The organism is Hydrogenophaga sp. IBVHS2, from assembly GCF_002127215.1.
Classification (GTDB): domain Bacteria; phylum Pseudomonadota; class Gammaproteobacteria; order Burkholderiales; family Burkholderiaceae_C; genus Hydrogenophaga.
Window position 1 is genome coordinate 548,556 of sequence record NZ_NFUT01000002.1, and the last position, 26,567, is coordinate 575,122.

Annotated in this window: 25 protein-coding genes; 15 read left to right on the forward strand and 10 right to left on the reverse strand. The window is 70.9% G+C overall.

Annotation, left to right across the window (positions count from 1 at the left end; genetic code table 11):
* Window positions 1–17: 17 nt before the first annotated feature.
* The 3 genes from CAP38_RS07365 to CAP38_RS07375 are packed head-to-tail and all read right to left on the reverse strand — an operon-like array spanning window position 18 to window position 3,435.
* Window positions 18–746, reverse strand: a complete 729-nt coding sequence (locus CAP38_RS07365; protein ID WP_086120491.1) for a hypothetical protein — start codon at window positions 744–746, stop codon at window positions 18–20.
* Complete coding sequence (locus CAP38_RS07370; RefSeq protein ID WP_086120493.1) at window positions 709–1,911, reverse strand: CaiB/BaiF CoA-transferase family protein; 1,203 nt, start codon at window positions 1,909–1,911, stop codon at window positions 709–711. The genes CAP38_RS07365 and CAP38_RS07370 overlap by 38 nt, the downstream gene beginning before the upstream one ends.
* 15 nt (window positions 1,912–1,926) lie before the next feature.
* A complete protein-coding gene (locus tag CAP38_RS07375) occupies window positions 1,927–3,435 on the reverse strand; it encodes an aldehyde dehydrogenase family protein (RefSeq protein WP_256924346.1) in 1,509 nt (502 codons plus the stop codon).
* Between the two features lie 228 nt (window positions 3,436–3,663).
* Between CAP38_RS07375 and CAP38_RS07380 the strand changes: the two genes are divergently transcribed.
* The 11 genes from CAP38_RS07380 (at window position 3,664) to CAP38_RS07430 (ending at window position 12,924) form a co-directional block, all read left to right on the forward strand.
* On the forward strand, window positions 3,664–4,860 hold the full coding sequence (locus CAP38_RS07380; RefSeq protein ID WP_086120495.1) for an ABC transporter substrate-binding protein: 1,197 nt from the start codon (window positions 3,664–3,666) through the stop codon (window positions 4,858–4,860).
* Between the two features lie 80 nt (window positions 4,861–4,940).
* A complete protein-coding gene (locus CAP38_RS07385; RefSeq protein WP_086120497.1) occupies window positions 4,941–5,825 on the forward strand; it encodes a branched-chain amino acid ABC transporter permease in 885 nt (294 codons plus the stop codon).
* A gap of 13 nt (window positions 5,826–5,838) precedes the next feature.
* Window positions 5,839–6,777 carry a branched-chain amino acid ABC transporter permease gene (locus CAP38_RS07390; protein WP_086120499.1) on the forward strand — a complete coding sequence of 313 codons (939 nt, stop codon included), beginning with the start codon at window positions 5,839–5,841 and terminating at the stop codon, window positions 6,775–6,777.
* The gene (locus CAP38_RS07395; RefSeq protein WP_086120501.1) at window positions 6,770–7,531 is read left to right on the forward strand and encodes an ABC transporter ATP-binding protein; all 762 of its coding nucleotides are present in this window, start codon (window positions 6,770–6,772) and stop codon (window positions 7,529–7,531) included. The genes CAP38_RS07390 and CAP38_RS07395 overlap by 8 nt, the downstream gene beginning before the upstream one ends.
* Before the next feature lie 11 nt (window positions 7,532–7,542).
* Window positions 7,543–8,259 carry an ABC transporter ATP-binding protein gene (locus CAP38_RS07400; RefSeq protein ID WP_086120503.1) on the forward strand — a complete coding sequence of 239 codons (717 nt, stop codon included), beginning with the start codon at window positions 7,543–7,545 and terminating at the stop codon, window positions 8,257–8,259.
* Between the two features lie 16 nt (window positions 8,260–8,275).
* On the forward strand, window positions 8,276–9,226 hold the full coding sequence (locus CAP38_RS07405; RefSeq protein ID WP_086120505.1) for a branched-chain amino acid ABC transporter permease: 951 nt from the start codon (window positions 8,276–8,278) through the stop codon (window positions 9,224–9,226).
* Complete coding sequence (locus CAP38_RS07410; protein WP_086120507.1) at window positions 9,216–10,124, forward strand: branched-chain amino acid ABC transporter permease; 909 nt, start codon at window positions 9,216–9,218, stop codon at window positions 10,122–10,124. The genes CAP38_RS07405 and CAP38_RS07410 overlap by 11 nt, the downstream gene beginning before the upstream one ends.
* Window positions 10,121–10,534 carry a FixH family protein gene (locus CAP38_RS07415; RefSeq protein ID WP_086120510.1) on the forward strand — a complete coding sequence of 138 codons (414 nt, stop codon included), beginning with the start codon at window positions 10,121–10,123 and terminating at the stop codon, window positions 10,532–10,534. Before CAP38_RS07410 ends, CAP38_RS07415 begins: the two co-directional genes overlap by 4 nt.
* A gap of 36 nt (window positions 10,535–10,570) precedes the next feature.
* On the forward strand, window positions 10,571–11,329 hold the full coding sequence (locus CAP38_RS07420; protein ID WP_086120511.1) for an SDR family NAD(P)-dependent oxidoreductase: 759 nt from the start codon (window positions 10,571–10,573) through the stop codon (window positions 11,327–11,329).
* Between the two features lie 17 nt (window positions 11,330–11,346).
* A complete protein-coding gene (locus CAP38_RS07425) occupies window positions 11,347–12,285 on the forward strand; it encodes a glutathione S-transferase family protein (protein WP_086120513.1) in 939 nt (312 codons plus the stop codon).
* A gap of 33 nt (window positions 12,286–12,318) precedes the next feature.
* A complete protein-coding gene (locus tag CAP38_RS07430; protein ID WP_086120515.1) occupies window positions 12,319–12,924 on the forward strand; it encodes a glutathione S-transferase N-terminal domain-containing protein in 606 nt (201 codons plus the stop codon).
* A 25-nt stretch (window positions 12,925–12,949) separates the two neighbouring features.
* Here CAP38_RS07430 and CAP38_RS07435 read toward each other — a convergent pair whose 3' ends face one another.
* Together CAP38_RS07435 and CAP38_RS07440 are read right to left on the reverse strand one after the other, a co-directional pair.
* Window positions 12,950–13,786: a CoA ester lyase gene (locus tag CAP38_RS07435; protein WP_086121091.1), complete on the reverse strand. Its 837-nt coding sequence runs from the start codon at window positions 13,784–13,786 to the stop codon at window positions 12,950–12,952.
* 61 nt (window positions 13,787–13,847) lie between these two features.
* The gene (locus tag CAP38_RS07440) at window positions 13,848–14,762 is read right to left on the reverse strand and encodes a LysR family transcriptional regulator (protein ID WP_086120517.1); all 915 of its coding nucleotides are present in this window, start codon (window positions 14,760–14,762) and stop codon (window positions 13,848–13,850) included.
* 210 nt (window positions 14,763–14,972) lie between these two features.
* Here CAP38_RS07440 and CAP38_RS07445 point away from each other — a divergent pair, with 210 nt between their 5' ends.
* From CAP38_RS07445 to CAP38_RS07455, 3 genes are read left to right on the forward strand one after another with little or no spacing between them, the layout of a single operon-like run.
* Entirely contained in the window at window positions 14,973–15,734 is a 762-nt protein-coding gene (locus CAP38_RS07445; RefSeq protein ID WP_086120519.1) for an SDR family oxidoreductase, read from the forward strand.
* A 7-nt stretch (window positions 15,735–15,741) separates the two neighbouring features.
* The gene (locus CAP38_RS07450) at window positions 15,742–16,602 is read left to right on the forward strand and encodes an intradiol ring-cleavage dioxygenase (RefSeq protein ID WP_086120520.1); all 861 of its coding nucleotides are present in this window, start codon (window positions 15,742–15,744) and stop codon (window positions 16,600–16,602) included.
* Window positions 16,599–17,666 (forward strand): maleylacetate reductase, encoded by a 1,068-nt coding sequence (locus tag CAP38_RS07455; RefSeq protein ID WP_086120522.1) that lies wholly within the window; start codon window positions 16,599–16,601, stop codon window positions 17,664–17,666. Before CAP38_RS07450 ends, CAP38_RS07455 begins: the two co-directional genes overlap by 4 nt.
* A gap of 13 nt (window positions 17,667–17,679) precedes the next feature.
* On the opposite strand, the gene CAP38_RS07460 is transcribed toward CAP38_RS07455, so the two are convergent.
* From CAP38_RS07460 to CAP38_RS07470, 3 genes are read right to left on the reverse strand one after another with little or no spacing between them, the layout of a single operon-like run.
* Window positions 17,680–19,140, reverse strand: coding sequence for an efflux transporter outer membrane subunit (locus CAP38_RS07460; RefSeq protein WP_086121092.1), 1,461 nt, complete (start codon window positions 19,138–19,140; stop codon window positions 17,680–17,682).
* Window positions 19,133–22,378: an efflux RND transporter permease subunit gene (locus tag CAP38_RS07465; protein ID WP_086120525.1), complete on the reverse strand. Its 3,246-nt coding sequence runs from the start codon at window positions 22,376–22,378 to the stop codon at window positions 19,133–19,135. Before CAP38_RS07465 ends, CAP38_RS07460 begins: the two co-directional genes overlap by 8 nt.
* A gap of 14 nt (window positions 22,379–22,392) precedes the next feature.
* Entirely contained in the window at window positions 22,393–23,595 is a 1,203-nt protein-coding gene (locus tag CAP38_RS07470) for an efflux RND transporter periplasmic adaptor subunit (protein ID WP_086120527.1), read from the reverse strand.
* Window positions 23,596–23,766: 171 nt separating this feature from the next.
* On the opposite strand from CAP38_RS07470, the gene CAP38_RS07475 reads away from it, so the two are divergent.
* Window positions 23,767–24,396: a TetR/AcrR family transcriptional regulator gene (locus CAP38_RS07475; RefSeq protein WP_256924348.1), complete on the forward strand. Its 630-nt coding sequence runs from the start codon at window positions 23,767–23,769 to the stop codon at window positions 24,394–24,396.
* Between the two features lie 24 nt (window positions 24,397–24,420).
* Here CAP38_RS07475 and CAP38_RS07480 read toward each other — a convergent pair whose 3' ends face one another.
* Both CAP38_RS07480 and CAP38_RS07485 read right to left on the reverse strand, forming a co-directional pair.
* Window positions 24,421–25,353: a hydroxymethylglutaryl-CoA lyase gene (locus CAP38_RS07480; protein ID WP_086120529.1), complete on the reverse strand. Its 933-nt coding sequence runs from the start codon at window positions 25,351–25,353 to the stop codon at window positions 24,421–24,423.
* Window positions 25,350–26,567, reverse strand: coding sequence for a CaiB/BaiF CoA-transferase family protein (locus CAP38_RS07485; protein WP_086120531.1), 1,218 nt, complete (start codon window positions 26,565–26,567; stop codon window positions 25,350–25,352). Before CAP38_RS07485 ends, CAP38_RS07480 begins: the two co-directional genes overlap by 4 nt.

Below are 26,567 nucleotides of genomic sequence, written 5' to 3' on the forward strand. Positions count from 1 at the left end.
ATAGGCCGGGGGCCGGTTCAGGCCGTGTCGCCAAGGCCGGCGGCCAGCAGCGCACGGGCCGCCTCCACCCGCAGCGCCAGCGGGGCCTGCGGATCGTTCAGGACCGAGCGCAGGAAGGCCACGGGGGTGGTGGCGGGTCCGGCGGGGGATGCGGGCGGCGATACCGCCGGCACCGTGGCCGGCACCGGCCGGGGTTGCAGGCGCGCCTGCGCCGCTGCCCAGGCCTGCGGCGGGATCGGCGTCAGGCGCGAGAGCAGGTCGGCCTGCGTATCGTCGCCCGGAGGCAGGTCGAGCCAGGCGTCCCCGCCGAAGACGGCCGGCAGGTCGGGCGTCACGAAGGCCGACCAGCGCGGCTCCTCACCGGTGCGGACCGGCGCCGGCACGCGGGCCGGGGGCGGCAGTTGGCCGCCGGCGTCGGGCCAGCAGCGCAGGCGGCCCGGCTTCAGCTCGGCCCGGCCGGGCAGGTGGGTGCTGCACAGGGCATCGAGGAAGGCGGCCGCCTCGGCGGCCGGCACCGGCTGCGCCAGCGACAGCCACAGCTGCAGACCGCCGTCGCCCGAGACGGCAATGGCCGGTGCCGGCAGTTCCAGCTCGGTCTGCAGCGCCGACCACAGCGTGCGCAGCGGTGCCCAGTCGGCCGGGCGGGCAAGCTCGATCCACAGGCAGCGCACCCGGCCCTGGTGCGGGCCGAGGCTGCCGTCGGGCAGGTCAAACAGGCGTTGAAGCTCGGTGCGGAGTCGTGTCATGGCGGGCCGGATTATCGGCCGGCCCGGGTGCGGCGAACTCGCGGCGCAATGCCTCGCCCTGGGCATCGATGGCCGGCATCTCGCGGTAGCTGTCGTCCTCCCACTCGGTGATCCAGGGCAGGGCAGGCACCTCGGCCACATGGCCGTTGACCTTCATGCGGCGGGTGCGCAGCTGCGGATGACTGATCAGGTCCTGCACCGAGTTCACGCTGCCGAAGGCGGTGCGCGCGGTGGTCAGGCGATCGATCACCTCGGCCGAGGTCAGGCCGGCAAACACCTCGGCCACGGTGCCGTCCACCAGCGGCCGGTTCTCCACCCGCACCGCGTTGCTGGCGAACTGCGGGTGGGTCAGCAGATCGGGGCGGCGCAGCACCTCGCGGCAGAAGTCGGCCCATTCGCGTTCGTTCTGGATCGAGACCAGGATGTCGCGGCCATCGGCGCAGGTGAACGCCCCGTACGGCGCGATGGTGGGGTGCTTCAGGCCCACGCGCTCGGGGGCCTTGCCGCCGTGGCGGGTCTGCAGGTAGGGCACCCCCATGAGCTCGGCCGCCGAGTCGAACAGCGAGACCTGGATGCCCGATCCGCGCCCGGTGCGGTCGCGCTGGAACAGCGCCTGCTGGATGCCGATGAGCGCGTTCATGCCGGCGGTGATGTCGCACAGCGACACGCCGATGCGGCCCCATTCGCCCGGTGCGCCGCTGATGGAGATCAGCCCGCTCTCGGCCTGGATCAGCAGGTCGTAGGCCTTCATGAGCTGCAGGCTGCCGTGGTCGCCATAGCCGCTGATGTCGCAGGTGACCAGGCGCGGGTGGCGCTGGCGCAGTGCGTCCGAGCCGATGCCCAGCCGCTGCGTGGCGCCGGGTGCCAGGTTCTGGATGAACACGTCCGCCTGGACCAGCATGCGCTCGAGCAGGGCCAGGTCGTCGGGCTGTTTCAGGTCCAGGGCGATCGATTCCTTGCCCCGGTTGATCCACACGAAATACGACGACTCGCCGTGCACCGCCCGGTCGTAGCCGCGCGCGAAGTCCCCTTCGGGCCGTTCGATCTTGATGACCCGGGCACCGGCATCGGCCAGCCGGCTGGTGCACCAGGGCGCGGCCACGGCCTGTTCCAGGGCCACGACCAGCATGCCGTCCAGCGGCTTGGGGCGGTGTTGGGCGCTCATCGCGTCTCCCGGTGTTCAGCCGTGGTGGTGCACGACGGTCTTGACGGTGCTCATCTCTTCCAGCGCGATGAAGCCCTTCTCGCGGCCGTGGCCGCTGCGCTTGGTGCCGCCAAACGGCAGCTCGATGCCGCCGCCGGCGCCGTAGCAGTTGATGAACAGCTGGCCGCTGCGGATGCGTTTGGCCATGCGGGCCTGGCGGTCGCCGTCGCGCGTCCAGACGCTGGCTACCAGGCCGTAGTCGGTGCCGTTGGCGATGCTCACCGCATCCTCCTCGTCGTCGAACGGAATGGCCGCCAGCACCGGACCGAAGACCTCCTCCTGCGCCAGCCGCGACTGCGGGTCGACCGGGCCGAACACGGTGGGCGGCACGAACTGGCCTTCACGCGGCAGGCTGTCCGGCAGCGGCGTGCTGGCCATGACCGGCACGCCGGCCTCGCGGTTCTCCTGGATGTAGCGCAGCACCCGTTCGCGCTGGCGGGCATTGATCACCGGGCCCAGGTCCGGGTCCTGCTGCGGCGTGCCCACACGCAGCGCCAGAAAGGCCGCGTTCACCTTGGCCATGAAGCTGTCGAAGATGGGGCGCTGCACCAGCACCCGGCTGCCGGCCGAGCAGGTCTGGCCGGTGTTCTGGGTGATGGCCTTGACCACCGTGGCGGCGGCCTTGTCGAGGTCGGCGTCGGCAAACACCACCTGGGGCGACTTGCCACCGAGCTCCAGCACCACCGGCACATAGTTCTTCGCGGCGGCGGCCTGCACCAGCTCGCCGGCCTGGGGCGAACCGGTGAAGGTGACGAAGTCGATGCCCCGGTGACCGGAAAGGGCCGCGCCGGCCTCCGGCCCGATGCCGGTGACGATGTTGATGCTGCCCGGCGGGAAGCCCACCTCGTGCGCCAGCTGGGCCACCTCCAGGCAGCTCAGGCAGGCCTCTTCCGAGGGCTTGAGCACGGTGGCATTGCCCATGGCCAGGGCCGGGGCCAGGGTGCGGCCGAACATCTGGGCGGGGTAGTTCCAGGGAATGATGTGCCCGGTCACGCCGTGCGGCTCACGCACCAGCTTGACGTCGTAGCCGGCCAGGAAGGGAATGGTGTGGCCGTGGATCTTGTCGGCCGCACCGCCATAGAACTCGAAGTAGCGCACCAGGGCCTGCAGATCGTTGCGCGCCACGGTGATCGGCTTGCCGGTGTCGTGCGCCTCGATCCAGGCCAGGCGTTCGGCTTCCTCGGCAATGCGGGCCGAGAGCTTCATCAGCAGGCGGCCGCGTTCGGTCGGCGTCATGCGGCCCCATGGGCCATCCAGTGCGGCGCGGGCGGCCGCCACGGCGGCATCCACCTCGGCCTGGCCGCCCCGGGCCAGGTGGGCGATCAGCTGGCCGGTGGCCGGGGCCAGCGTGGGCACGGTGCGGCCGTCGGCCGATTCCACCCAGGCGCCGTTGATGAAGTGGCGGTGGGTCAGGGCCGCCACGGTGCCGGTCTGCGAAAAGTTCAGGCGGCCGGGCACGGCGTTCATGGCGGCGGTGGTGGTCATGGCGATGTCTCCAGTGTTCGGGGTGGGGCGCATTGTGGGTACGCACCGCCGGCGCTTGGAATTGCTTTTGTTCGAAGCGTGCATTGCCCGCACCGCAACACGTCCGTTGCTCAGGGCTTAACGCAGCTTTGCCCACTTCTCAATGGGCATCGGGCGGCATCCACCCCACACTGCGCCCACGCCAGCATTCCCGACTCGACTGGCGATCACCAACCCAGGAGACAAGACATGCTTCGATTCACCGCCATCTTCTCGGCCGTGGCCTGCGCCATGGCCCTGGCCGCAGCACCGGCCCAGGCCCAGACGGGCGAACGCACCATCAAGATCTACGGCTTCGGCGCCAAGAGCGGCGTGGTGCGGATCTTCGGCATCCAGAGCGAGGCCGCCATGCAGGCGGCGGCCGACAAGATCAACGCCGCCGGCGGCGTGACGCTGGGCGACGGCGCCAAGGCCAAGATCGTGATCGACTACCTCGACGACCGCTGCAACGCGGAAGAGGGTATCAACGCGCTGCGCCGCATCGCCGCCCAGCCCGATGCCATCGTCGCCATCGGCCCGACCTGCAGCAACGTGGCCGAGCCGGTGTTCGGCATCCTGCAGAAGAAGGTGGGCGATGCCAGCGACTCGGGCATCCAGTTCCCCATCTACACCGACGTGGCCGCCAAGGGCGGTCTGGCCGGCATCTCCGAATGGTCGTTCCGCAACGTGCCGAGCGAAGCCGCCATGTACAAGTCGGTGTTCGAGTGGGTGGCCGCCACCCGCAAGGACCTCAAGACCTTCTGGGGCGGCGTGGAGAAGGACTTTGCCCACAGCAACGCCACCTTCAACGTCATGAAGGACAACGCCGGCAAGGCCGGCCTGGAGGTGCTGGGCCAGAGCGAATGGCTGCTGGCCGACACCAGCTTCAGCACCCAGGTGCGCGAGATGAAGCGAGCCAATGCCGACGTGGTGGCCATCTCGGCCCACCCGTTCACCACCTGCGGCGTGCTCAAGGAGATGCAGCGCCAGGGCGTCAAGCCCAAGCTCATGATCGGCCTGACCAGTTCGTCGAGCATGGAGACGCTGCAGGGCTGCGCCCAGCAGGCCGAGGGCATCATCATCCCGACCAGCTTCGCACCGGTGACCGCCGAGGCCAAGGCCGCCGCCGAGGCGGTGGCCGCCAAAAAGTCCAACATGGACCTGCACAACGCGGCCGCCTGGGAGAACGTGTTCACCCTCAAGAAGGTGATCGAGGACCAGAAGATCATGGGCAAGCCCGAGACCCTGGCCGCCGACCGCAAGAAGATGCGCGACGGCCTGGCCGCCCTCAAGCAGACCCAGGGCCTGCTCGGACCGGTGGACCGTGCGGCCGACCGCGAGGCCATCAAGCCCTACCTGTTCGTGCAGGCCAAGGGCGGTGCCTGGACCGTGGCCCACAAGCCCTGATGCGGGCCCGGCCGGCATGACGGCATGAGGAGGCGCCCCCGTGCGGGGCGCCTCTCCCCTTCCTTCTCAGCACCGCTCCCATGACCTACCTCGACCTGCTGGACCTCGTCCAGTCGGTGATCGATGGTGTGCTGTTCGGCACCATCTACGCACTGATTGGCATCGGCTTCACGCTCATCTTCGGCGTGATGCACAAGATCAACCTGTCCTATGCCGCGGCCTCGGTCGGCGCCGCCTACCTGAGCCTGCTCATCGTGCAGACCGCGCCGCCGGCCCTGGTGTTCGTGGCCGCTGCCCTGGTGGGCGGGGTGCTGGGTGCGCTGGTGTATGTCATCTGCTTCCGCTTCCTGCCGCTGAACAAGCCGCTGGCCACGCTCATGTCCACCGTGGGCATGCTGCTGCTGATCGAGGAGGCCATCGTGCACGCCACGGCCGGCATGCCGCAGAACTACCCGGCCATGTTCGTGGGTTCCAACATCGACATCGGCCCGCTCTCGCTGCGCGGCGACCTGCTGTTCGTCTTTGTGCTCGGCTGCGCGGCCATGGTCGGCCTGACGCTGCTGCTCAAGCGCACCCGGCTGGGCCTGGCCACGCGGGCGGTGTCGCAGCAGGGCACGGCGGCCCGCCTGTGCGGCATGAACATCACCACCACCAACCTCAGCACCTTCGTGATCGCCGGTCTGCTGGGCGGCACGGCGGGAGCCATGGCGGGGGCGGCCATCGGCGTGCTGTCGCCGCTGCTCACGCTGCCCCTCACGGTCAAGGGCCTGGTGGTCACCGTCATCGGCGGCCTGGGCAGCATCCCGGGCGCCATCGTGGCCGGCCTGCTGGTGGGCGGCTTCGAGAACCTCTTCCAGTACTGGCGCGGCGTGAGCGAGCGCGACATCTACGTGATGCTGCTGCTGTTCGCCTTCCTGGTGTTCCGGCCCGGTGGCCTGTTCGCCCCGCCTGCCGGCCGCGACTGAAAGGACCCGACTCATGGACTTCTACCTTGGACTGGCCCAGGTGATCGGCGTGCACACGCTGCTGGGTCTCTCGGCCTGGTGCGTGCTGCAGACCGGTCAGGTCTCGCTGGCGCAGGGCGGCTTCTTTGCCATCGGCGCCTATGCCTCGGGCATGCTGACCGCCATGGCCGGCTGGCCGCTGTGGCTGGCGGTGCCGGCGGCCGCCATGATCTCGGCCCTGGTGGCCATCGCGGTGGGCTTTCCGGCGTTGCGGGTCAAGGGCCTGATGCTGGTGGTGGCCACCACCGCCTTCGCCGAGATCGTGCGGCTGGTGTTCTTCAACCTGACCTGGCGGGTGCCCGGCCCCGACGGCAACCTGGTCGGCCCCGACGGCAGCCTGGGTTTCGGCGGCATCCGCTACTTCCCCAGCAACGGCTGGACCTCGGGCGAGATCGTCACCCTCATCTGGGCCCTGGTGGCCGTGGTGATGCTGGTGCTGGCCTGGCTGGACCGCTCCCGCGTAGGCACGCTGTGGCGCGCGGTGGGCGAGGACGAGGTGGCCGCGCAGAGCGCCGGCATCAACCTGACGGCGGCCAAGGTCTCTGCCTTCGGCATCGGCGGGGCCATTGCCGGCATCGCCGGCAGCGTGTTCGCGCACTACACCACCCACATCGAGCATTCCAACTTCACCATCCTGCTGGCCACCTTTGCCATCGCCTACCCGATCCTGGGCGGGCTCTCGAGCCTGCTGGGCACGGTGCTGGCGGTGGTCTTCATCCAGGGCTTCCTGATCGAGGGCCTGCGCTTCCTGGGCGACTGGCGCAGCCTGCTGTTCGGTGCGCTCATCCTGCTGATGATGCTGGTGCGTCCCAGCGGCATGATCACCTCGCCCCTGGGCCGGCTGCTGCGCGGCGGCCGCGGGCCCGAAGCCCCGGCCCCGCGCGGCGCGACCGAGGAGAAGGCCCATGCTTGAACTGCAGCAGCTCAGCCGCCACTTCGGCGGGGTCAAGGCGCTCGACCAGCTCGACCTCACGGTGCGCAAGGGCGAGATCCTGGGCCTGATCGGTCCCAACGGCTCGGGCAAGAGCACCACGGTCAACCTGATCGCCGGGCTCTACCAGCCCAGCGCCGGCAGCCTGCGCTTCAAGGGCCAGGACATCGGTACCCTGCCGGTGCACACCCGGGCCGAACTCGGCATCGCCCGCACCTTCCAGAACATCCGCCTGTTCGGCAACCTGAGCGTGTGGCAGAACGTCTGGGCCGCCCGCGTGGTGCGCGAGAGCGGCTGGGCCGGCGTGAAGTCGCGCTGGCTGGCCTCGGGCCGCCAGGCCCGCGAGGAGGTGAGGCAGCTGCTGGCCTTCAGCAACCTGGCCGACAAGGCCGACACCCTGGCCGGCAACCTGAGCTTTGGCGAACAGCGCCGGCTGGAGCTGGCCCGCGCGGCGGCGTCCGGCGCCGAACTGCTGCTGCTCGACGAACCGGCCGCCGGCATGAACGCCGAGGAGATCGAGGAGCTCGATCAGCGCATCCGCGCCCTGCGCGACCGCGGGCACACCATCCTGCTGATCGAGCACCACATGGAGCTGGTGATGGAGGTCTGCGACCGGGTGGCGGTGCTGAACTTCGGGCGCAAGATCGCCGAGGGCACGCCCGCCGAGGTGCAGGACAACGCGGCCGTGCGCGCCGCCTACCTGGGTTCGGACGACACCGTGGCCCAGGCGGCCTGAGGAGACACACCATGCTGCAGATCGACGGACTGGCCACCGCCTACGGCAAGATCGAAGCCTTGAAGGGCGTGAGCCTGTCGGCGCAGGCCGGCCAGGTCACCTGCCTGCTCGGGCCCAACGGCGCCGGCAAGACCACCCTGATGATGACGGTGGCCGGCATCCTCAGGCCCAAGGCCGGCTCCATCCGCTTCGAGGGCGAGGAACTGGTGGGCAAGTCGAGCGCCGACATCGTGGCGCGCGGCCTGGCCCTGGTGCCGGAAAACCGGCTGGTGTTCCCGGCACTGACCGTGCGCGAAAACCTGCAGGCCGGCGCCTTTCGCCGCCGTGACCGCAACGGCATCCGCGACGACATCGACCGCATGTTCGTGCGCTTCCCGCGCCTGAAGGAACGCGTCGACCAGATGGCCGGCACCCTGTCGGGTGGCGAGCAGCAGATGCTGGCCGTGGCCCGCGCGCTCATGTCGCGCCCGCGCCTGCTGCTGATGGACGAGCCTTCGGTGGGCCTGGCCCCGCTGGTGGTGGCCGAGATCTTCCAGATCATCCGGCAGCTGCACAGCGAGGGCGTGAGCATCTTCCTGGTGGAGCAGAACGCCCACATGGCGCTGAAGGTGGCCCAGCAGTTCTACCTGATGGAGCAGGGCCGCGTCACCTTCTCGGGCAACCCGGGCGAGATGAGCAGCGACGACGTGATCCAGCGCGCCTACCTCGGGCAGCGGCGCGCCGCCTGAGCCGGCAGGAGCGGCGGTGCTCGAGTTCCTGCAGCGTACGCTCGATGGCTGGCTGGAGGGTTCGGCCTATGCCCTGGTGGGGCTGGGCCTGACGCTGACCTTCGGCACGCTGCGCCGCCTCAACCTGGCCTATGGCGCCACCGCCATGCTGGCCGCTTATGTGGGCGCCTGGCTGTTCGCGCGGCATGCGTTCCCGGTGTGGGGGGTGGCGCTGGTGGTGGTGGGACTGGCCGCGCTGATCGGGCTGTACGTGGAGCGGCTGTGCTTCGGTGCCATCGGGGCGGCCGTTGCGCAGGGCCACGAAGGCCGGGGCAGTGCCACCCGGGTGGGGGGCGGTTTCGACGGTGCCGAGGTGGTGGCCCTGGCATCGAGCTTTGCGCTGTGGATGCAGCTCGAACAGCTGGCGGTCAACCTGCTGCCGCGCCACCTCAATGCATTCCCCAACCTCGCTGCGCAGAGCGAATGGGCCGTGGGCAGCCTGTTCCTGCGGCCGGACCGGCTGGCCGTGGCCCTGCTGGCGGTGCTCATCACCCTGGCCCTGGGCCAGTGGCTGCTGCGCACCCGGGGCGGTCTGGCCTGGCGGGCGGCGGCCACCCAGCGCACCGCGGCCGGGCTGGTGGGCATCCGCGTGGGGCAGGTGCAGGCCACCGCCTTCCTGGTGGCCTGTGCGATCTCGGGCGTGGCCGCATTTGCCGTGCTGTCGCTCGAAGGCCAGGTCACGCCGATGCTGGGCATGTGGATGCTGACCAAAGGGCTGGTGGCGGCCATGCTGGGTGGCCTGGGCAGCGTGCGCGGCGTGCTGATCGGGGGCTGGCTGCTGGGCATCGTGGAGGCGCACGCGCAGGCCGCGTTCGGTGCGGTGGGGCGCGAGTTCGCCACCTACGCGCTGCTGTTCCTGGTGCTGGTGGCCGGCCCGGCCGGCCGGGCCGGCCTGACCGGTGGGGGAGGCTGGCGCCATGCCGCTTGAGCAGGCGGTGGGCGTGGCCACCGACATCGCCATCCTGTCGCTGCTGGCGCTCTCGGCCTACCTGGTGCTGCTGGTGGGGCGCATCTCGTTCGGCCAGCAGGCCTACTTTGCACTCGGTGCCTATGCCAGCGGCATGGCCTCCACCCTGGCGGGCTGGGCACTGGCACCGTCGCTGCTGCTGGGGGCTGCCGTGGGTGCGCTGGTCTCGGCGCTGCTGGCCTGGCCCACCCTGCGGCTGTCGGGCCTGAACTATGCGGTGGCCACCCTGGCCCTGGCCGAGATGATGCGGATTGCGCTGATGCGGCTGCACTTCACGCGGGAGGTCGAGGGCGAGATCGTCGGGCCGCAGGGCACCGAAGGCTTCCGCGACATCCGCTGGCTGCTGGAGAACGATGTCTCGCCCGGCGGCTTCCTGCTGCTGTGCCTAGGTGTGCTGGGGGCGGCGCTGCTGGCACTGGCCTGGCTGCGGCCGCGCCGCCTGGGGCTGGCGCTGCGCCAGGTGGGCCACGACGAGGTGCTGGCGGCCAGCCAGGGCCTGCCGGTGCTGCGGCTGCAGCTGCTGGCCGTGGCGGCCGCCGGCGCGCTGGCGGCCATCGGCGGCGGGCTGTACGCCCACCGCGCCACCTACATCGAGCCGGCGCTGTTCGACCCCATGCTGGGCGTGCACGCGGTGGGCTATGCCCTCATCGGCGGGCTGGGCACGGCCCTGGGGCCGTTGCTGGGTGTGATGTTCGACATCGGCCTGCTGGAGGCCACCAAGGTGTTCGCCGGCTGGCGCATGGTGGTGTTCGGCGGGCTGGTGGCGCTGTTCCTGCGTTTTCGCCCGCGTGGCCTGCTGGACGAGGCCACGGTCCACCGCATCGGCGCCGCGTGGCGCCAGTTCCGGAGAAGCCCATGAACCTTCGTCAGCTGTTGCTGGTGGCCGCCTTGCTGCCGGTCGTGTTTCCGGCGGCGGCGCAGTCCCGCCGGCCCCAGGTGGATCTGGCGTGCGAGGCCCACGGCATGGGGCCGCTGCTGGACTGCACCGTGCGCCTGCGCGCCTCCGATGGCCGGCCACTGACCGGTGCCACCGTGACCCTGGGCGCCACCATGCCCTCCATGCCCATGGCCCACACGGTCAAGCCGGTCAGGGCACTGCCCACGGCGGCGCCCGGCGAATACCGAGGGCAGCTCACGCTGGAGATGAGCGGTGCCTGGGCCATCGAGATCGACCTGGCCGGCCCGGTGCGCGACCGCGTGGTGCGCGTGCTCATGGCCGAAGAGTGCGAGGGCGACGGGCGCTGTCCTGCCCCGCCGGCCCGCCGCTGAACTTCCTTTTTATCTCTCACAAGAACGGAGCCGACCATGTCCCTTCCTCCCCTGCTCGACGGCCGCACCGTCATCGTCACCGGTGCCGCCACCGGCATCGGCCAGGCCTTTGCGCTGGCCTGCAGCGCCCAGGGCGCCCACATCGTGGTGGCCGACATGGGGCCGGCCGACGAGACCATGGACCTGATCGCCCGCCAGGGAGGGCAGGCGATTTATGTGAAGACCGACGTGGCCGACAACGACTCCACCCAGGCCATGGCCGCTGCGGCGCTGCAACGCTTCGGCCGCATCGACGGACTGATCAACAACGCGGCCTACTTCCGCGAGGTCAAGCTGACCGATTTCGAGGCCATCGATCCGGCCGTGTGGGAGCGCATCTTTGCGGTCAACGTCAAGGGCGTGTGGCAGTGCTGCAAGGCGGTCATGCCGGCCATGCGGCAGCAGCACAGCGGTGCCATCGTGAACATCGCCTCGGTGGTGGCGGTGGCCGGGCAGCCGGGCTACCTGCACTATGTGGCCACCAAGGGCGCGGTGCTGTCCATGACCAAGGGCCTGGCCAAGGAAGTGGGCCAGCACGGCGTGCGGGTGAACTGCATTGCCCCGGGCTTCGTCATCACCGACGCCACCCGCAACCGCCCGGTGGAGTGGCAGCAGAGCTTCCTCAAGGCACGCGCCATCGGCCGCGAGCAGCGGCCGGACGATCTGGTGGGCACGGCGGTCTACATGCTGTCCGACCTCTCCGGCTTCGTCTCGGGCCAGACCGTGGTGGTCGATGGCGGCCACATCATGTACTGACCCACCCCGGAGCCACCATGAACGACATCATCCTGCACCATTACCCGCTCTCGCCGTTCTCCGAGAAGGTCCGCACCACGCTGGGCCTCAAGCGCCTGGCCTGGCGTTCGGTGGACGTGGCGCCGCTGCCGCCGCGCCCGCTGCTGGCGGCACTCACCGGTGGCTACCGCCGCATTCCGGTGCTGCAGGTCGGGGCCGACATCTTCTGCGACACCAACGCCATCCTGCCGGCGCTCGAACGCCTGCAGCCCGGCCCGACGCTCTACCCCAACGGCTGCGAGGGCCTGGCGCGCGGCATGGCCTTCGCCTGGGAGCGCCAGGTGTGGATTCCCACCATCGGCGTGCTGGTGCACTACATCGGCGATGCGCTGCCGCCGGAGTTCATCAAGGACCGCAAGGAAGGCTACCTGGGCATCGACATCAGCAAGGCCGCCATGGCGCCCGACCTGGCCCACCACCGCCAGGTGCTGCAGGCCCAGTACGCCTGGCTCAGGCAGGCGGTGGAGGCGGCGGCTGCGCGCGGGCACGACTACCTGTTCGGCAGCACGCCCTCGGTGCTCGACCTGGCCTGCTGGCAGACCACCTCGCTGCTGCGCAAGAACGCACCGCCCGAGGTGGATGCCCTGGTCGGCCTGCAGGGGCTGGAGGCCTGGTACGGCCGCATCGCCGCCATCGGCCACGGACGCCACACAGCCCTGTCGCCCGAAGAGGCCCTGGCCGTGGCCCAGGCGGCCCGCCCGGTGCCGGTGACCCATCTGCGGCCCGACGGCGACCCCGGCGGCCTGCAGCCCGGCACCCCGGTGACGGTGACCCCCGACGACAATGCCCGCGTGCCGGTGAGCGGCACCCTGGTGGCCGCCAGCGCGTCGCTGGTGGTGATCCACCGGAACGATCCGCAGGCCGGCGACCTGCACCTGCATTTCCCCCGGCTGGGCTTCGATGTCATGCCGGCCTGATCCCATCCCCGTTCCATTGCACAGAGGCATCCCATGCAACTCCTGGCCAACACCACTTCGCCCTATGTGCGCCTGGCGCGCATGGCCCTGATCGAGAAGGGCGTGCAGGTCGAGCCCACCATCGTCGACCCCTGGGCCGACGACACCCGCCTGCGCGCGGCCAACGCCGCCACCCGCGTGCCCACGCTGGTGCTGGACGACGGCACGCCGCTCACCGAGAGCCTGCTCATCGTGCAGTGGCTCGAGGCCTCCCGGCCTCAGGCCCCCAGCCTGCTGGGCAGCGATGTGGCCGGCGTGCTGGCCCGCGCCGGCGTGGCCCTGGGCGTGATCGACGCGGCGGTGCACACCATCATCATCCGCAAGGTGACCGCGCCGGTGCTGTTCGACGAGACCCCGGTGGGTCTGCGCCGGCGCCGTTCCATGGCCGAGGGCATGCAGCGGCTGGAGGCCATGGCAGCCGCCGGTGCGCTGCGGGCCGGTGCCACGCCCACGCTGGACGTGCTGGCTGCCATCGATGCGCTGGACTACCTGGACTTCCGCTTCACCGCTGCACCCTGGCTGCCGGCCATGCCGGCGCTGCGTGCGCTGGCCGCCTCGCTGGCCGAGCGGCCCTCGGTGAGCACCACCCGGCCGCACTGACGGACCCCGGGAAAGACGGGCGGCCCTAGCGCGCGGCCGCCAGCAGGCGCTGCGCCCGCAGCAGCACCGGCCGGTCGATCATGCGGCCGTCGAGCTGCACCGCACCGCCTTCGCCGGCGGCGGCCACCACGCGTTCGGCCCAGGCCCTTTCCTCAGCCGTGGGTGCCAGTGCGGCATGCACGGCCGCCACCTGGCGCGGGTGGATGCACAGCCGGGCGGCAAAACCCAGGCGGCGTGCCTCGGCGCTGTCGGCGGCCAGCGCGGCTTCGTCGTCGATGGCCGGGGTGACACCGTCCACCGGTGGCGGCAGATCGGCGCAGCGCGAGGCCCACACCAGGGTGGATCGCGCGTGACGCAGGGCCGCGTGATCGGCCGGGTCGATGCCGCCCAGGTCGAGCGCGTAGTCGATGCTGCCGAAGGCCAGCCGCTGCACCGCCGGCATGGCGCCCAGCCGGTGCGCCTGTCCCAGGCCGTGGGCGGTCTCGATCAGGGCCAGCACCGGCAGGTCGCCGGGCAGGGCCTGCAGGGCCACGATGTCGCCGGCCTTGGGCACCATGGCGCCGATGCGGGCACCGCCGGCGCGCAGCCGCGCCAGCAGGGCCAGATCCTCGGCGGCCTCGGCCGTGTCCAGCGCATTGGTGCGCAGCCACAGCGTGCCGTCGGCCGCGCCGGCCAGCGCATCGGCGGCCTGGGCCAGTGCCGACCGTGCGGTGGCCTTGGCGCTGGCGGGCACGGCGTCTTCCAGATCCACGATGACCGCATCGGCGCCGCTCTGTCGCGCCTTGCCGATGCGCTCGGGCCGGCTCGCCGGCACGAACAGGTAACTGCGGGGCAGCCAGCCCGGGGTGGTGGTGTGGTTCATGCGGCCATCATGGCCAGTGCGCGGCAGGCCGGCCATTGCCGGCTGCGAAAGCCAGCGTTGATCAGGCCGGAACCCCGGCCTCGGCTTCGGCGCGGCGGGCGCACTGCTGCAGGTGGGCCAGCAGGGCGGCCAGGGGCGAGTCGCCCGCAGCCTGGGTGCGGGTGCACAGCAGCATCTGGCGCGAGGCCCAGCTGTCGCTGATGGGCAGCACCCGCAGGTTCATGGACTGTGCCGTGCCACGCGCCGCCTGCATGGGCAGCACGCCGATGCCCAGGCCGGCCTCCACCGCACGGCACACCGCCTCGAAGCTGCGCACCTGCACCCGCAGTGCCATGGGCTTGAGCAGCTCGGTGGCGTGCGACTCCAGCAGGCGGGTGAGCGTGCTGCCGCCTTCCAGGCCCACCAGGTCGTGTTCCAGCAGGTCGGCGAAGGACACCGTGGCCGGCAGGTCCACCCCGGGCGGGGCCACGGCGGCCAGCTGGTCGTGCCGGTAGGGCAGGCACACCAGACCGCTGGTGTCCACGCCCTCGACGACCACGCCCAGGTCGATGTCGCCGCTGCGCAGCTTGCGGATGGCATCCGCGCTCCAGCACTCCTCCAGCACCAGGCGGATGTCGGGGTGCTGCGGCTGGAAGCTGGCGATGTCGGCCGGCAGGAACTGCGCCATGGCCGAGGTGTTGCCGTGGATGCGCAGCACGGCGGTGTGGCCGGCGCCGTAGTTGGTCATCTCGGCGCGCATGTGGTGCACCGATGCCAGCACCTCGCGGGCCAGCAGCAGCAGGCGTTCGCCGGCGGCGGTGAGCTCCAGCCCGCGCGAGTGGCGCTCGAACAGCTGCGCCTTGAACTGATGCTCCAGCAGCGACAGCCGCCGGCTGGCCGCCGGCACGGTGATGAAGCTCGACTCCGCCGCCCGCGTGAGGTTGCGGGTTTCGGCGGCCTTGACGAACAGGGCCAGGGAGTCGAGGTCGGGCAGCATGGGATGGGAACCGGATGGGCCCGCCAGTATGTAACCCCTGGGCGCCGATGGCTGTCGCCCCCGGATTGGTGAAAACCCGGGTGGCGCCTGCTGCGGCCATGCCTCCGCTGCACGCCTTGAAAGGCAGCCTTACCGATTCGGCAATGGCGTGGTCTGCGGTCCATCCGGACACTGCGGGCAGTTCCATACAAGAGGGAAGGAGCCCCCACCATGCCGAACAGTCCGAGGCTTGCAGGCAAGATCACCCTGGTCACCGGCGCGGCCAGCGGCTTTGGCGCCGGCATCGCCCGCGCCTATGCCCGCGAGGGTGCCACCGTGGTGCTGGCCGACCTGAACGAGGAGGGCGCCCGCTCGGTGGCGCGCGACTGTGGCGGCCTGAGCGTGGGCGTGCGCTGCGACGTGACCCGCCGTGCCGACATCGACGCGACGGTGCAGCTGGTGCGCGAGCGTTTCGGGCGGCTGGACGTGGTGGTGAACAACGCCGGCTGGACCCACCGCAACCGGCCCATGCTGGAGGTGGACGAGGACACCTTCGACCGGGTGTTCGACATCAACGTGAAATCCATCTTCCACATGACCCATGCGGTGGTGCCCCTCATGCGGGCGCAGGGCGGCGGCGTGATCCTCAATGTGGGCTCCACCGCCGGCATCCGGCCCCGCCCCGGACTCACCTGGTACAACGCCAGCAAGGGTGCGGTGAACCTGCTGTCCAAGTCGATGGCGGTGGAGCTGGGTCCCGATCGCATCCGGGTCAATGCCATCTGCCCGGTGATCGGCGAGACCGCGCTGCTCGAAGCCTTCATGGGTGTGCCCGACACGCCGGAGAACCGGGCGAAGTTCATTGCCACCATTCCGATGGGCCGGCTCTCGCGGCCGGACGATGTGGCCGCGGCCGCGCTGTTCCTGGCCAGCGACGAAGCCGCGTTCATCTCCGGGGTGGAGTTCCCGGTGGACGGCGCCCGCACCGTGTGAGGCCGGCATGAGCATCCCGTCCCTGCCCGAGCCGCATGCCATCACCCGCGAGGTGCTCGATCGGCTGGCCAACACGCCGGACGAGCGCCTGCGCCGCATCATGACCAGCCTGGTCGAGCACCTGCATGCCTTTGCGCGCGATGTGCAGCTCACCGAGGCCGAATGGTTCGAGGGCATCCGCTTCCTCACCCGCACCGGCCATGCCACCAACGAATCGCGGCAGGAGTTCATCCTGCTGTCCGACACGCTGGGCCTGTCCATGCTCACCGTGGCGCTCAACCACGACCGAACGCCCGGTTGCACCGAGGCCACGGTGTTCGGCCCCTTCCATGTGGAGGGCGCGCCCGAGCTGCCCCTGGGGGCGGACGTGGCCCAGGGCGCGCAGGGCCTTGCGTGTGCCGTGACCGGCACGGTACGCGGGGTGGACGGCACCCCGGTGGCCGGGGCGGTGATCGATGTCTGGCAGGCCGATGCCGAGGGCCTGTACGACGTGCAGCGCGACGGTCTGGAGCAGCACCAGGCGCGCGCCGTGCTGCGCGCCGATGCCCAGGGACGTTTCCATTTCCGCACCGTGCTGCCGGTGCCCTATGCCATTCCGGACGACGGCCCGGTGGGGGATCTGCTCAAGGCCACCGGGCGCCATCCGTGGCGGCCGGCGCACCTGCATTTCCGGGTGCAGGCGCCGGGCTGGCGCACCCTCATCACCCATGTGTTCCGCCGCTACGACCCGTACCTGGAGAGCGACGCGGTGTTCGGCGTGCGGCCCTCGCTGGTGGCCGACTGGCCGCAGCAGGCCGATGGCAGCCATGCGGTGTCGGTGGACATCGTGCTCGACCGCGATCCGGCAGGCACGGCGGCGTCCGCATGAGGCCCTTCATCCATCAGGCAGCGGCCACCCGCGTGGTGTTCGGTGCCGGCAGCCTGGCCCACCTGGAGCGCGAGCTCGACCTGCTGGGCCTGCGCCGGGTGCTGGTGCTCAGCACGCCCGGGCAGTCCACTGCGGCCCAGTCCCTGCAACAGCGGCTGGGGCCGCGCTGCGCCGGCGTGTTCGGTCGTGCGGTGATGCATGTGCCGCTGGGTGTGGCCATCGAGGGGGTGGAGGCGGCCCGCACCCTGCGTGCCGATGGCACCCTGGCGCTGGGCGGTGGATCGACCATCGGGCTGGCCAAGGCCATTGCGCTGGAGACCGGCCTGCCCATCGTGGCCGTGCCCACCACCTACGCCGGCAGCGAGATGACCCCGATCCACGGCATCACCGACGGCGGCATCAAGCGCACCGGGCGCGACGCGCGGGTGCTGCCGCGCACCGTCATCTACGACCCCGAACTCAGCCGCGACCTGCCGGTGGGCATCAGCGTGACCAGCGGCATGAACGCCATGGCCCACGCGGTGGAGGCGCTGTACGCCAGCGACAGCACGCCCATGACCGACCTGATGGCTGAAGAAGGCCTGCGCGCCCTGGCCGGTGCCCTGCCGGTGCTGCGCCAGCGGCCCCGTGACGAGACCGCCCGCAGCGACGCGCTCTATGGCGCCTGGCTGTGCGGCGCGGTGCTGGGGCAGGTGGCCATGGCGCTGCACCACAAGCTGTGCCACGTGCTGGGTGGCAGCTTCAACCTGCCGCATGCCGAGGTGCACACCGTGGTGCTGCCGCAGGCCACGGCCTTCAACGCCGACGCCGCACCGCAGGCCATGGCGCGCGTGGCCCGTGCGCTGGGTTGCAGCCATGCGGCGCAGGGTCTGTTCGACCTGGCGCGGGACAACGGAGCGCCGGTGTCGCTGCGGGCCCTTGGCATGGCCGAGGCCGACCTGGACCGTGCCGCCGACCTGGCCGCTGCCCAGCCCTACGCCAACCCGCGACCGGTCGGCCCGGCCCAGCGCGATGCGTTGCGCGAACTGCTGCAGCGCGCCTGGGACGGCACCCGCCCGGACTGACGCCGCACCGGCCTCAGCGGGCCGGTGGGGTCCAGCCGCCGCCGAGGCTGCGGTACACCGCCACCAGCGCTCCGGCGGTGCCCACCTGGGCCTGCACCAGGGCGTCGCGCTGGGTCAGGGCTTCGCGCTCGGCGTCGAGCACGGCCAGGAAGTCGGTCACGCCGGCTTCAAAGCGCACCCGGGCCAGCTGCGCAGCCGACTCGGCCTGGCGGGCCGCCTCGTCCAGCCGCGCGGCGCGCTGCGATTCGCGGTTGAAGCTGCTGAACGCGCCTTCGGTCTCTTCCAGCGCCAGCGCCACCGTCTGCTCGAAGCGGGCCACGCTCTGCTGGGCCCGGGCCTCGCTGGCCCGCACCCGGGCGCGCAGGGCACCGCCATCCAGCGGGGTCCAGGTGATGCCGGCGCCCAGCGCCCAGCGACCCGAGGCGGCGTCGAACAGGTCGCTGCCGCGCGCCGCGTTGAAGCCCAGCAGGCCCGAGAGCGACAGGCGCGGATACAGCGCCGACCTGGCCACACCGATGTCGGCGGTGGCAGCGGCCAGCTCACGCTCGGCCACGATCAGGTCGGGGCGGCGCTGCAGCCAGCCCTGCGGTGTGCCCACCGGCAGGGTCGACAGGTCGGTCACCGGCAGGCTCGGCAGGGGCATGGGGGCCGCGAGCGAGGCCATCAGCGGCCGGGGAGGCTGAGCGGTGAGCGTGGCCAGGCGCAGCACGGTGCGGTCGATGGCGTTGTCCAGGGCGGGCAGGGCGGCCTCGGTGGCAGCCACCAGCGCCTTGGCACGGGCCAGGTCGAGTTCGCTGGCGCGGCCGGCATCGACCCGGGCCTGGGTGATGCGCAGCGACTCGCGCTGGTTGCTCAGGGCCTGGTCGGTCACCTGCCGGCGCTGCTGCAGGCCGCGCAGCTCCAGGTAGTTGCGGGCCACCTCGGCGGCCACGGCGGTGTGGGCCGCCGAGATGCCGGCCTCGCTGGCGCTCACGCGGGCGGCCGCTGCCTCGCGGCCGCGCTGAACGCCGCCGAACAGGTCGATCTCCCAGTTGGCAATGAAGCTGGCATCAAACGTGTTGCCGGTGCGCTCGCTGCGGGTGGTGCCGGGGCGCTGGGTGATGGGCTGCACCGCACGTTCGGCGCTGCCGCTGAAGCCGGCCGAGGGGCGGCTGGCGGAGTCGGCCTCGTCGAAGCCGGCGCGGGCTTCCTGCAGCCGGGCCTGGGCGATGCGCACATCGCCGTTGGCGGCCACGGCACGCTCGATCAGTGCGGTGAGCTGTGCGTCGTTGAAACCGCGCCAGAAGGCCACGATGTCGGGCGACGCCGGGCGGCTGTCGGGCCGCTCGCTGCCGGGCTGGATGAAGGATGCGTCCAGCGCCAGCGGCGGGGTCTGGTGGTCGGGGCCGACGGCGGCGCAGCCGGCCAGCACCAGGGCGGCGGTGAGCGCGGACAGGCGCGGCATCAGGCGGGAAATCATGCGGGCCTCAGACATGCTGGCCTCCTTCGGTCGAAGCGGCGGCCGGTGCGGCGGCCGCGAGCCGCCGTGCGCGGCGCGAGCGCAGCAGCACATAGAACACCGGAGTGAGGAAGATGCCGAAGGCGGTCACGCCCAGCATGCCGGAGAACACCGCGATGCCCATGGCCTGGCGCATCTCGCTGCCGGCACCGCTGCCGACGATCAGCGGCACCACGCCGGCGCAGAAGGCGATCGAGGTCATGAGGATGGGGCGCAGCCGCATGCGGCAGGCGTGCACGATGGCGTCCAGCAGGGCTTCGCCCCGGTCTTCCAGTTCCTTGGCGAACTCCACGATCAGGATGGCGTTCTTGCAGGCCAGGCCCACCAGCACCACCAGCGCGATCTGCGTGAAGATGTTCAGGTCCCCCGGCTGCATGAAGGGCGGGAAGCTCGAGAGCCACACGCCGAACAGCGCCGAGAGGATGCCCATGGGCACGATCAGCACGATCACCAGCGGCAGGCTCCAGCTCTCGTACTGCGCCGCCAGCACGAGGATCACCAGCAGCACCGAGATGGCCAGCACCGCAGCCAGCACCGGCAGCTTGATGGTGGTGCCCGGCACCGTGATATCGCGGGTCAGGCGGTCCTGGTAGGCCAGTTCGGTCCACTCGTAGCTCAGGCCGCGCGGCAGCGTGCGCTGCAGCAGGGTCTCGATCTCGGCCTCGGCCTGGCTGGACGAGAAGCCGGGGTTGGGCGCACCGTTGATGTCGGCCGAGGGAAAGCCGTTGTAGCGGGTCACGCGGGTGGGGCCGAAGGTGGGTTCCACCGTCATGAGCGCGCCCAGCGGCACCATCTCGCCAGCGGCGTTGCGGGTCTTGAGCGCCGTGATGGCCGAGGCATCGCCCCGGAACGGCGCATCGGCCTGCACGACGACCTGGTAGGTCTTGCCGAAGCGGCTGAAGTCGTTCACGTACAGCGAGCCCAGGTTGACCTGCATGGTGTCGTAGATGTCGCCCAGGGCAATGCCCATCTGCTTGGCGCGGGTGCGGTCCACGTCGGCAAAGAGCTGCGGCACGTTGATGTCGTAGCCCGAGTACGGGGTGCCGATGCTGGACTGGGGATTGCCGTAGACCTGACCCAGCGTGCCCCAGACGGCGCCGTACAGCGCCTGTTCACCCAGGCCGCCGCGGTCCTGCACCTGGATCTTGAAGCCGCCGGCATTGCCCAGGCCGTCCACCGCAGGCGGCGGCACCACGAACATGCGAGCGCCCTGGATGCTCTGGATGGCGCCGTTGACCTGACCCAGGATGGCGTTCTTGCTCAGGTCGGGCGTGGTGCGTTCCTCGAACGGGGCCAGACCGAAGAACACGATGCCTTCGTTGGGTGCGGCCGAGAAGCCGGCGATCGACAGGCCGGGGAAGGCCACCGAATCGACGATGCCCGGCACCTTCAGCGCGATGTCGCTCATCTCGCGGATGACGGCCTCGGTGCGGTCGATGGAGGCACCCGCCGGCAGCTGCGCAATGCCGATGAGGTACTGCTTGTCCGGGGCCGGCACGAAGCCGCCCGGCAGGCGCGCGAACAGCAGCGCGGTGGCGCCCAGCAGCACGGCGTACACCACCAGCGCCACCGACTTGCGCCGCACCAGCCCGCCCACCTGGTGGCCGTAACGGGTGCTGGCACGGCCGAACACGCGGTTGAACCAGCCGAAGAAGGGACCGAGCACCCGGTCGATGGCGCGGGTGAGGCGGTCCTTGGGCGCGTCGTGCGGGCGCAGCAGCAGGGCCGAGAGCGCCGGGCTGAGCGTGAGCGAGTTGAAGGCCGAGATGACCGTGCTGATGGCGATGGTCACCGCGAACTGCTTGTAGAACTGGCCGGTGAGGCCGGGCACGAAGGCCAGCGGCACGAACACCGCGCACAGCACCAGCGCAATCGCGATGATGGGGCCCGACACCTCGCGCATGGCCTTGATGGTGGCGTCGCGCGCACTGAGCCCTTCCTCGATGTTGCGCTCGACGTTCTCCACCACCACGATGGCGTCGTCCACCACGATGCCGATGGCCAGCACCAGCCCGAACAGCGTGAGCGTGTTGATGGAATAGCCCAGCAGCAGCAGGAAGGCAAAGGTGCCCACCACCGACACCGGCACCGCCAGCAGCGGAATGATGGAGGCGCGCCAGGTCTGCAGGAACACGATCACCACGATCACCACCAGCGCGATGGCTTCGAGCAGCGTGACCACCACCTTTTCGATGGAGGTCTGCACGAAGCGCGTGGGGTCGTAGACGATGCTGTAGCTCACCCCGGGCGGGAAGTTCTTGGCCAGCCGGTCCATGGTGTCGCGCACGCTGCCCGAGAGGGCCAGCGCGTTCGAGCCGGGGGCCTGGAACACCGCGATGGCGGCCGCTTCCTTGTTGTTGAGCAGGCTGCGCAGCGCGTAGCTGCCGGCCGACAGTTCCACACGGCCCACGTCGCGGATGCGGATCAGGCCACCGGTGGCCGGGTCGGCCCGCACGATGATGTCGGCGAACTCTTCCTCGGTGGTGAGCCGGCCCTGGGTGTTGACCGCCAGCTGGAACTCGGTGCCGGCCGGGGCGGGCGGTGCGCCCACGGTGCCGGCAGCCACCTGCGCGTTCTGTTCACGGATGGCACCCACCACCTCGGCGGTGGTGAGGTTGCGGGCCGAGAGCTTGTTGGGGTCGAGCCAGATGCGCATGGCGTAGTCGCCGGCACCGAACATCTGCACCGAACCCATGCCGGGCAGGCGCAGCAGGTCGTCGCGCACATTGAGCTGGCCGTAGTTGCGCAGGTAGAGCGCATCGCGGCTGTTGTCCGGGCTGACCAGGTGCACCACCATGGTCAGGTTCGGACTGCTCTTTTCCGTGGTCACGCCGATCTGGCGCACGATCTCCGGCAGGCGGGGCAGGGCGCGGTTGATGCGGTTCTGCACCGCCGTCTCGGCGGCCTCGGGGCTGGTGCCGATCTTGAAGGTGACGGTCAGCGTCATGCCGCCGTCGGCGGTGGCCTGCGAATCGAAATACAGCAGGTTCTCGATGCCGCTGATCTGCTCCTCCAGCGGCGTGGCCACGGTTTCGGAGATCACGCGCGGGTTGGCGCCGGGGAACTGTGCGCGCACCACGATCTGCGGCGGCGAGACCTCGGGGTACTCCGAGAGCGGCAGCTTGAAGATGGCCAGCGCGCCGACCAGGAAGATGAAGATGGAGAGCACGGCCGCAAAACGCGGCCGGTCGATGAAGAACCGGGAGATGTCCATGGCGGGCCTCCCGATCAGTTGCCGGCGGGGGCGGCAGGCGCACCGGGCGCTCCGGCCGCCGGGAACACCGGCATGCCGCGCTCGTCCACCTTGAGCACCTGCGGCTGCACCGGCACGCCGGGCATGATGCGCTGCAGGCCCTCGACCACCACGTTCTCGCCGGGCTTGACGGCGTCACCCAGCACCACGCGCATGCCGTCCTGCAGGGAGCCCAGGCGCACCACACGGAACTGCGGCTGGCCGTCCTGGCCCACCACGACCACCACCTTGCGGTCCTGGTCGGTGCCCACGGCGCGCTCGGGCACCAGGGTGGCGGTGTAGGGGGCGCTGGTGGTCATGCTGATGCGGGCCGCCAGGCCGGGCACGAAACGGCCGTCCTTGTTGTCGAAACTGGCCCGCAGGCGGATCGCGCCGGTCTGGGGGTTCAGGCGGTTGTCCACGAAGTCGAGCTGGCCCTGGTGCGGGTAGCCGCTCTCGTTGGCCAGGCCCATGCGCACCACCGGCGGCTTGGCACCGGCAGCGCGCACCCGCAGGAAGGTCTGCTCGCTGCCGTCGAAGTAGGCGTGCACCCGGTTGCTGGCGGCAATGGTGGTCAGCACCACCTGCTCATTGACCAGGTTGCCGGCGGTGACCGAGGCGCGCGAGATGCGTCCCGCGATCGGGGCGCGCACGGCGGTGTGCGACAGGTTGAGCCGGGCCACCTTGAGGGCGGCTTCGGCGGCTTCGATGTCGGCCGCGCTGGTGCGGTTGCTGGCAGCGAGCTGGTCGGCTTCCTGTTTCGAGATGGCCTTGTTCTGCAGCAGCTTCTCGGCCCGGGCCAGTTCGGCGCTGGCCAGCTCGGCGCGGGCACGGGCGGCGGCCACCTGGGCGGCCGCGCGGGCCACCTCGGCCTCGAACGGACGGGGGTCGATGGTGAACAGCAGCTGGCCGCGGGCCACCGTGGCGCCGTCGGTGAAGTGCACCTTGTCGACCGTGCCGGCCACGCGCGGGCGCAGCTCGACGAATTCGGCCGCCTCGATGCGGCCGCTGAAGGTCTCGATGTCGCTGACGGTGCGCTGCACCGCCGGGGCCACGCTGACCGGCATGGCCGGGGGCGGGCCGCCCTGGGCGTCGGCCCGGCCGCCGCAGGCAGCCAGGAAGGTGGCTGCACCGGTGGTCAGCAGGGACAGGGCAAGCAGATGACGGATGCGCCGTGCATCCAGGAAATGGGCTGGCATGGGGTACTCCAGAAGGCCAGGGACCGAGCAGCCCGGGTAGGGCCGTCGGATCCGCTGGGAGGGCGGTGGATCGGCGAAAAACCGAAATTCTAGCGATCCGTGTGAAACTTTTGTGATTCACCTGGATATAAATGGGTGAAAATACAACCCGCGTGCAAACATCAGGGAACCATGAGCACACCCGCCGATCCGTCTGTCATGAGCCTGGATGACCATCCCTTGAACCTTCCCACCGGTCAGGACGCCCCGTCCGCCGGCCACGGCGAAGACGAACGCCTGCTGGCCAACCTGGCGCTGGCCCTGGTCGACAACCCCCGTGCCACCCTGCAGGAACTGGCGCAGGCGGTCGGCGTGAGCCGCGCCACCCTCTACCGGTTCTCGCGCACCCGCGAAGAACTCATCGACCGCCTCATGCAGCACGCCACCGGCTGCCTGCAGCGCGCCATGGAAGAGGCGCGGCTGGACGAAGGCCCGGCGCGCGAGGCGCTGACCCGCTTCGTGCAGGGCCAGCTGGAGCAACGCGAACTCGCGGCCTTTCTGGTCTACCACTGGCAACCCGAGACCATCCAGGACGAACGTGGCCGCACCAGCTGCGATGCCTTCCTGGAGGCCCTGGACGCCTTCATCCTGCGCGGTCAGCGCGAAGGCGTGTTCCGCATCGATATCGCCGCCCAGGCCCAGACCGAGGCGCTGATGGCCCTGCTCACCGGCATCGTCGACGCCGAACGCCGCGGCCGCGTGGCCCGGGTGGGCGTGCCGGCGATGGTGGAGGCGTTGTTCCTGAAGGGGTGCGCGGGCTGACCCCGGCGCCAGGCTACCGCTGTTTCAGGCCGGCACCGCATGCCGCCTTGTCGACGGCCCCGCCTGCAGCACCTGCCCCGACAAGGCATGCCCCACCAGCGGGGGCAGCTCGGCCGCCACGGCCAGCAGGGCATCCAGATCGACCCCGGTGTCCACGCCCATGGCCTGGAACATGTGCACCAGATCCTCGGTGCTCACGTTCCCGCTGGCCCCCGGCGCAAACGGGCAGCCGCCCAGGCCGCCCAGCGAGGCATCGAAGCGGGTGATGCCGGCCTGCCAGGCCACCAGGGCATTGGCCAGGCCCATGCCGCGCGTGTTGTGGAAGTGCGCGGTGAAGGCGATGTGCGGCCAGCGCGCCAGCACCTCGCTGCACAGGCGTTCCACCTGGGCCGGGTGGGCCATGCCGGTGGTGTCGCACAGGGTGATGCGATCCATGCCCAGTGCGGCGATGCGTTCGATGAGGTCGAACACCCGCTGCGCCGGCACATCGCCGTCGAAGGGGCAGCCGAAGGCGGTGGACAGCGAGGCATTGAAGGCCACCTGTGCCGCCGGTGTCTGGGCCACCCGCGCCACCACGTCCTCGAACTGCTGCAGCGAACGCTCCGGGCTCATGCGCAGGTTGGCCTGGCTGTGGCTGTCGCTGGCCGACATGACCAGGTTGATCTCGTCCACGCCGCAGGCCAGCGCACGTTCGGCGCCGCGCGTGTTGGGCACCAGGGCGGCGTAGCTCACGCCCGGGGCGCGTTCGATGCGCTGCATCACCTCGGCCGCGTCGGCCAGCGCCGGTATGGCCTTGGGCGAGGTGAAGGAGGTCACCTCGATCTTGTCCAGCCCGGTGCGCGACAGCGCGTTGCACAGGCGCACCTTGTCGGCGGTGGGCACGAACACCGGCTCGATCTGCAGGCCGTCGCGCAGGGCCACGTCGTGGATGTGGATGCGATCGGGTCCGCGCTTCATGCCACGCCCTTCTGGCGCAGTTCGGCAATGCGCTCGGCACTCAGGCCCAGCGAGCCCAGCACCTCGTCGGTGTGTTCGCCCAGGGCGGGGCCGATCCAGCGGGTGGCGCCGGGGGTGGCGCTCAACTGCGGCACCACGCCGGGCAGCGAGACCGGTTGCCCGTCGGGCAGGGTGTGCGGCTCGATCATGCCGCGCGCCTGGTAGTGCGGGTCGGCCACGATGTCGGCGGCGGTGTAGATGCGGCCGGCCGGCACGGCGGCGGCTTCCAGCACGTCCAGCACCTGCTCCAGCGTGTGCTGGCCGGTCCACTGGCCGATGGCCTCATCGATGCGCTGCACCTGGGCCACGCGACCGGCATTGCCGGCCAGGGCCGGGTCGTCGGCCAGGTCGGTGCGGCCGATGGCGGTCATGAGCCGGCGGAAGATCGCATCGCCGTTGCCGGCAATGGCCACGTACAGGCCGTCGCCACACCGGTAGGTGTTGGACGGTGCGATGCCCGGCAGGCTGGCGCCGCTGCGTTCCCGCACGAAGCCCTGCACGCTGAACTCGGGCACCAGGCTTTCCATGATGGCGAACACCGATTCGTACAGCGCCACGTCGATGAACTGCCCTTTGCCCCCGTTGTTGCGGTGGTGCAGCGCCATCAGCGCGCCGATGGTGCCGTACAGCGAGGCCAGGGTGTCGCCCAGGCTCACGCCCACCCGCACCGGCGGCCGGTCCGGAAAACCCGAGGTGTAGCGCAGCCCGCCCATGCATTCGGCGATGGCGGCAAAGCCGGGCCGCTGGCTGTAGGGGCCGGTCTGGCCGTAGCCCGACACCCGCACCATGATCAGCTTCGGGTTGAGCGCGTGCAGCGCGTCCCAGCCCAGGCCCCATTTCTCCAGGGTGCCGGGGCGGAAGTTCTCGATCACGATGTCGGCGCTGGCCGCCAGCTGCCGGGCCAGTTCGGCGCCTTCGGGCTGGCGCAGGTCCAGCGTGACCGACTTCTTGTTGCGGCTCTGCGAGTACCACCAGAGCGAGGTGCCGTCGTGCAGCCGGCGCCACTGGCGCAGCGGGTCGCCGCCCTCGGGCGATTCGACCTTGATCACCTCCGCGCCGAACTGCGCCAGCAGCGCGGCCGCATACGGCCCGGCGATGAGCGAGCCGAGCTCGAGCACCCGCACGCCGGCCAGGGCCTGCGGGGTCGGTGCGGCGGTGGTCTGCGCAGCGGCCAT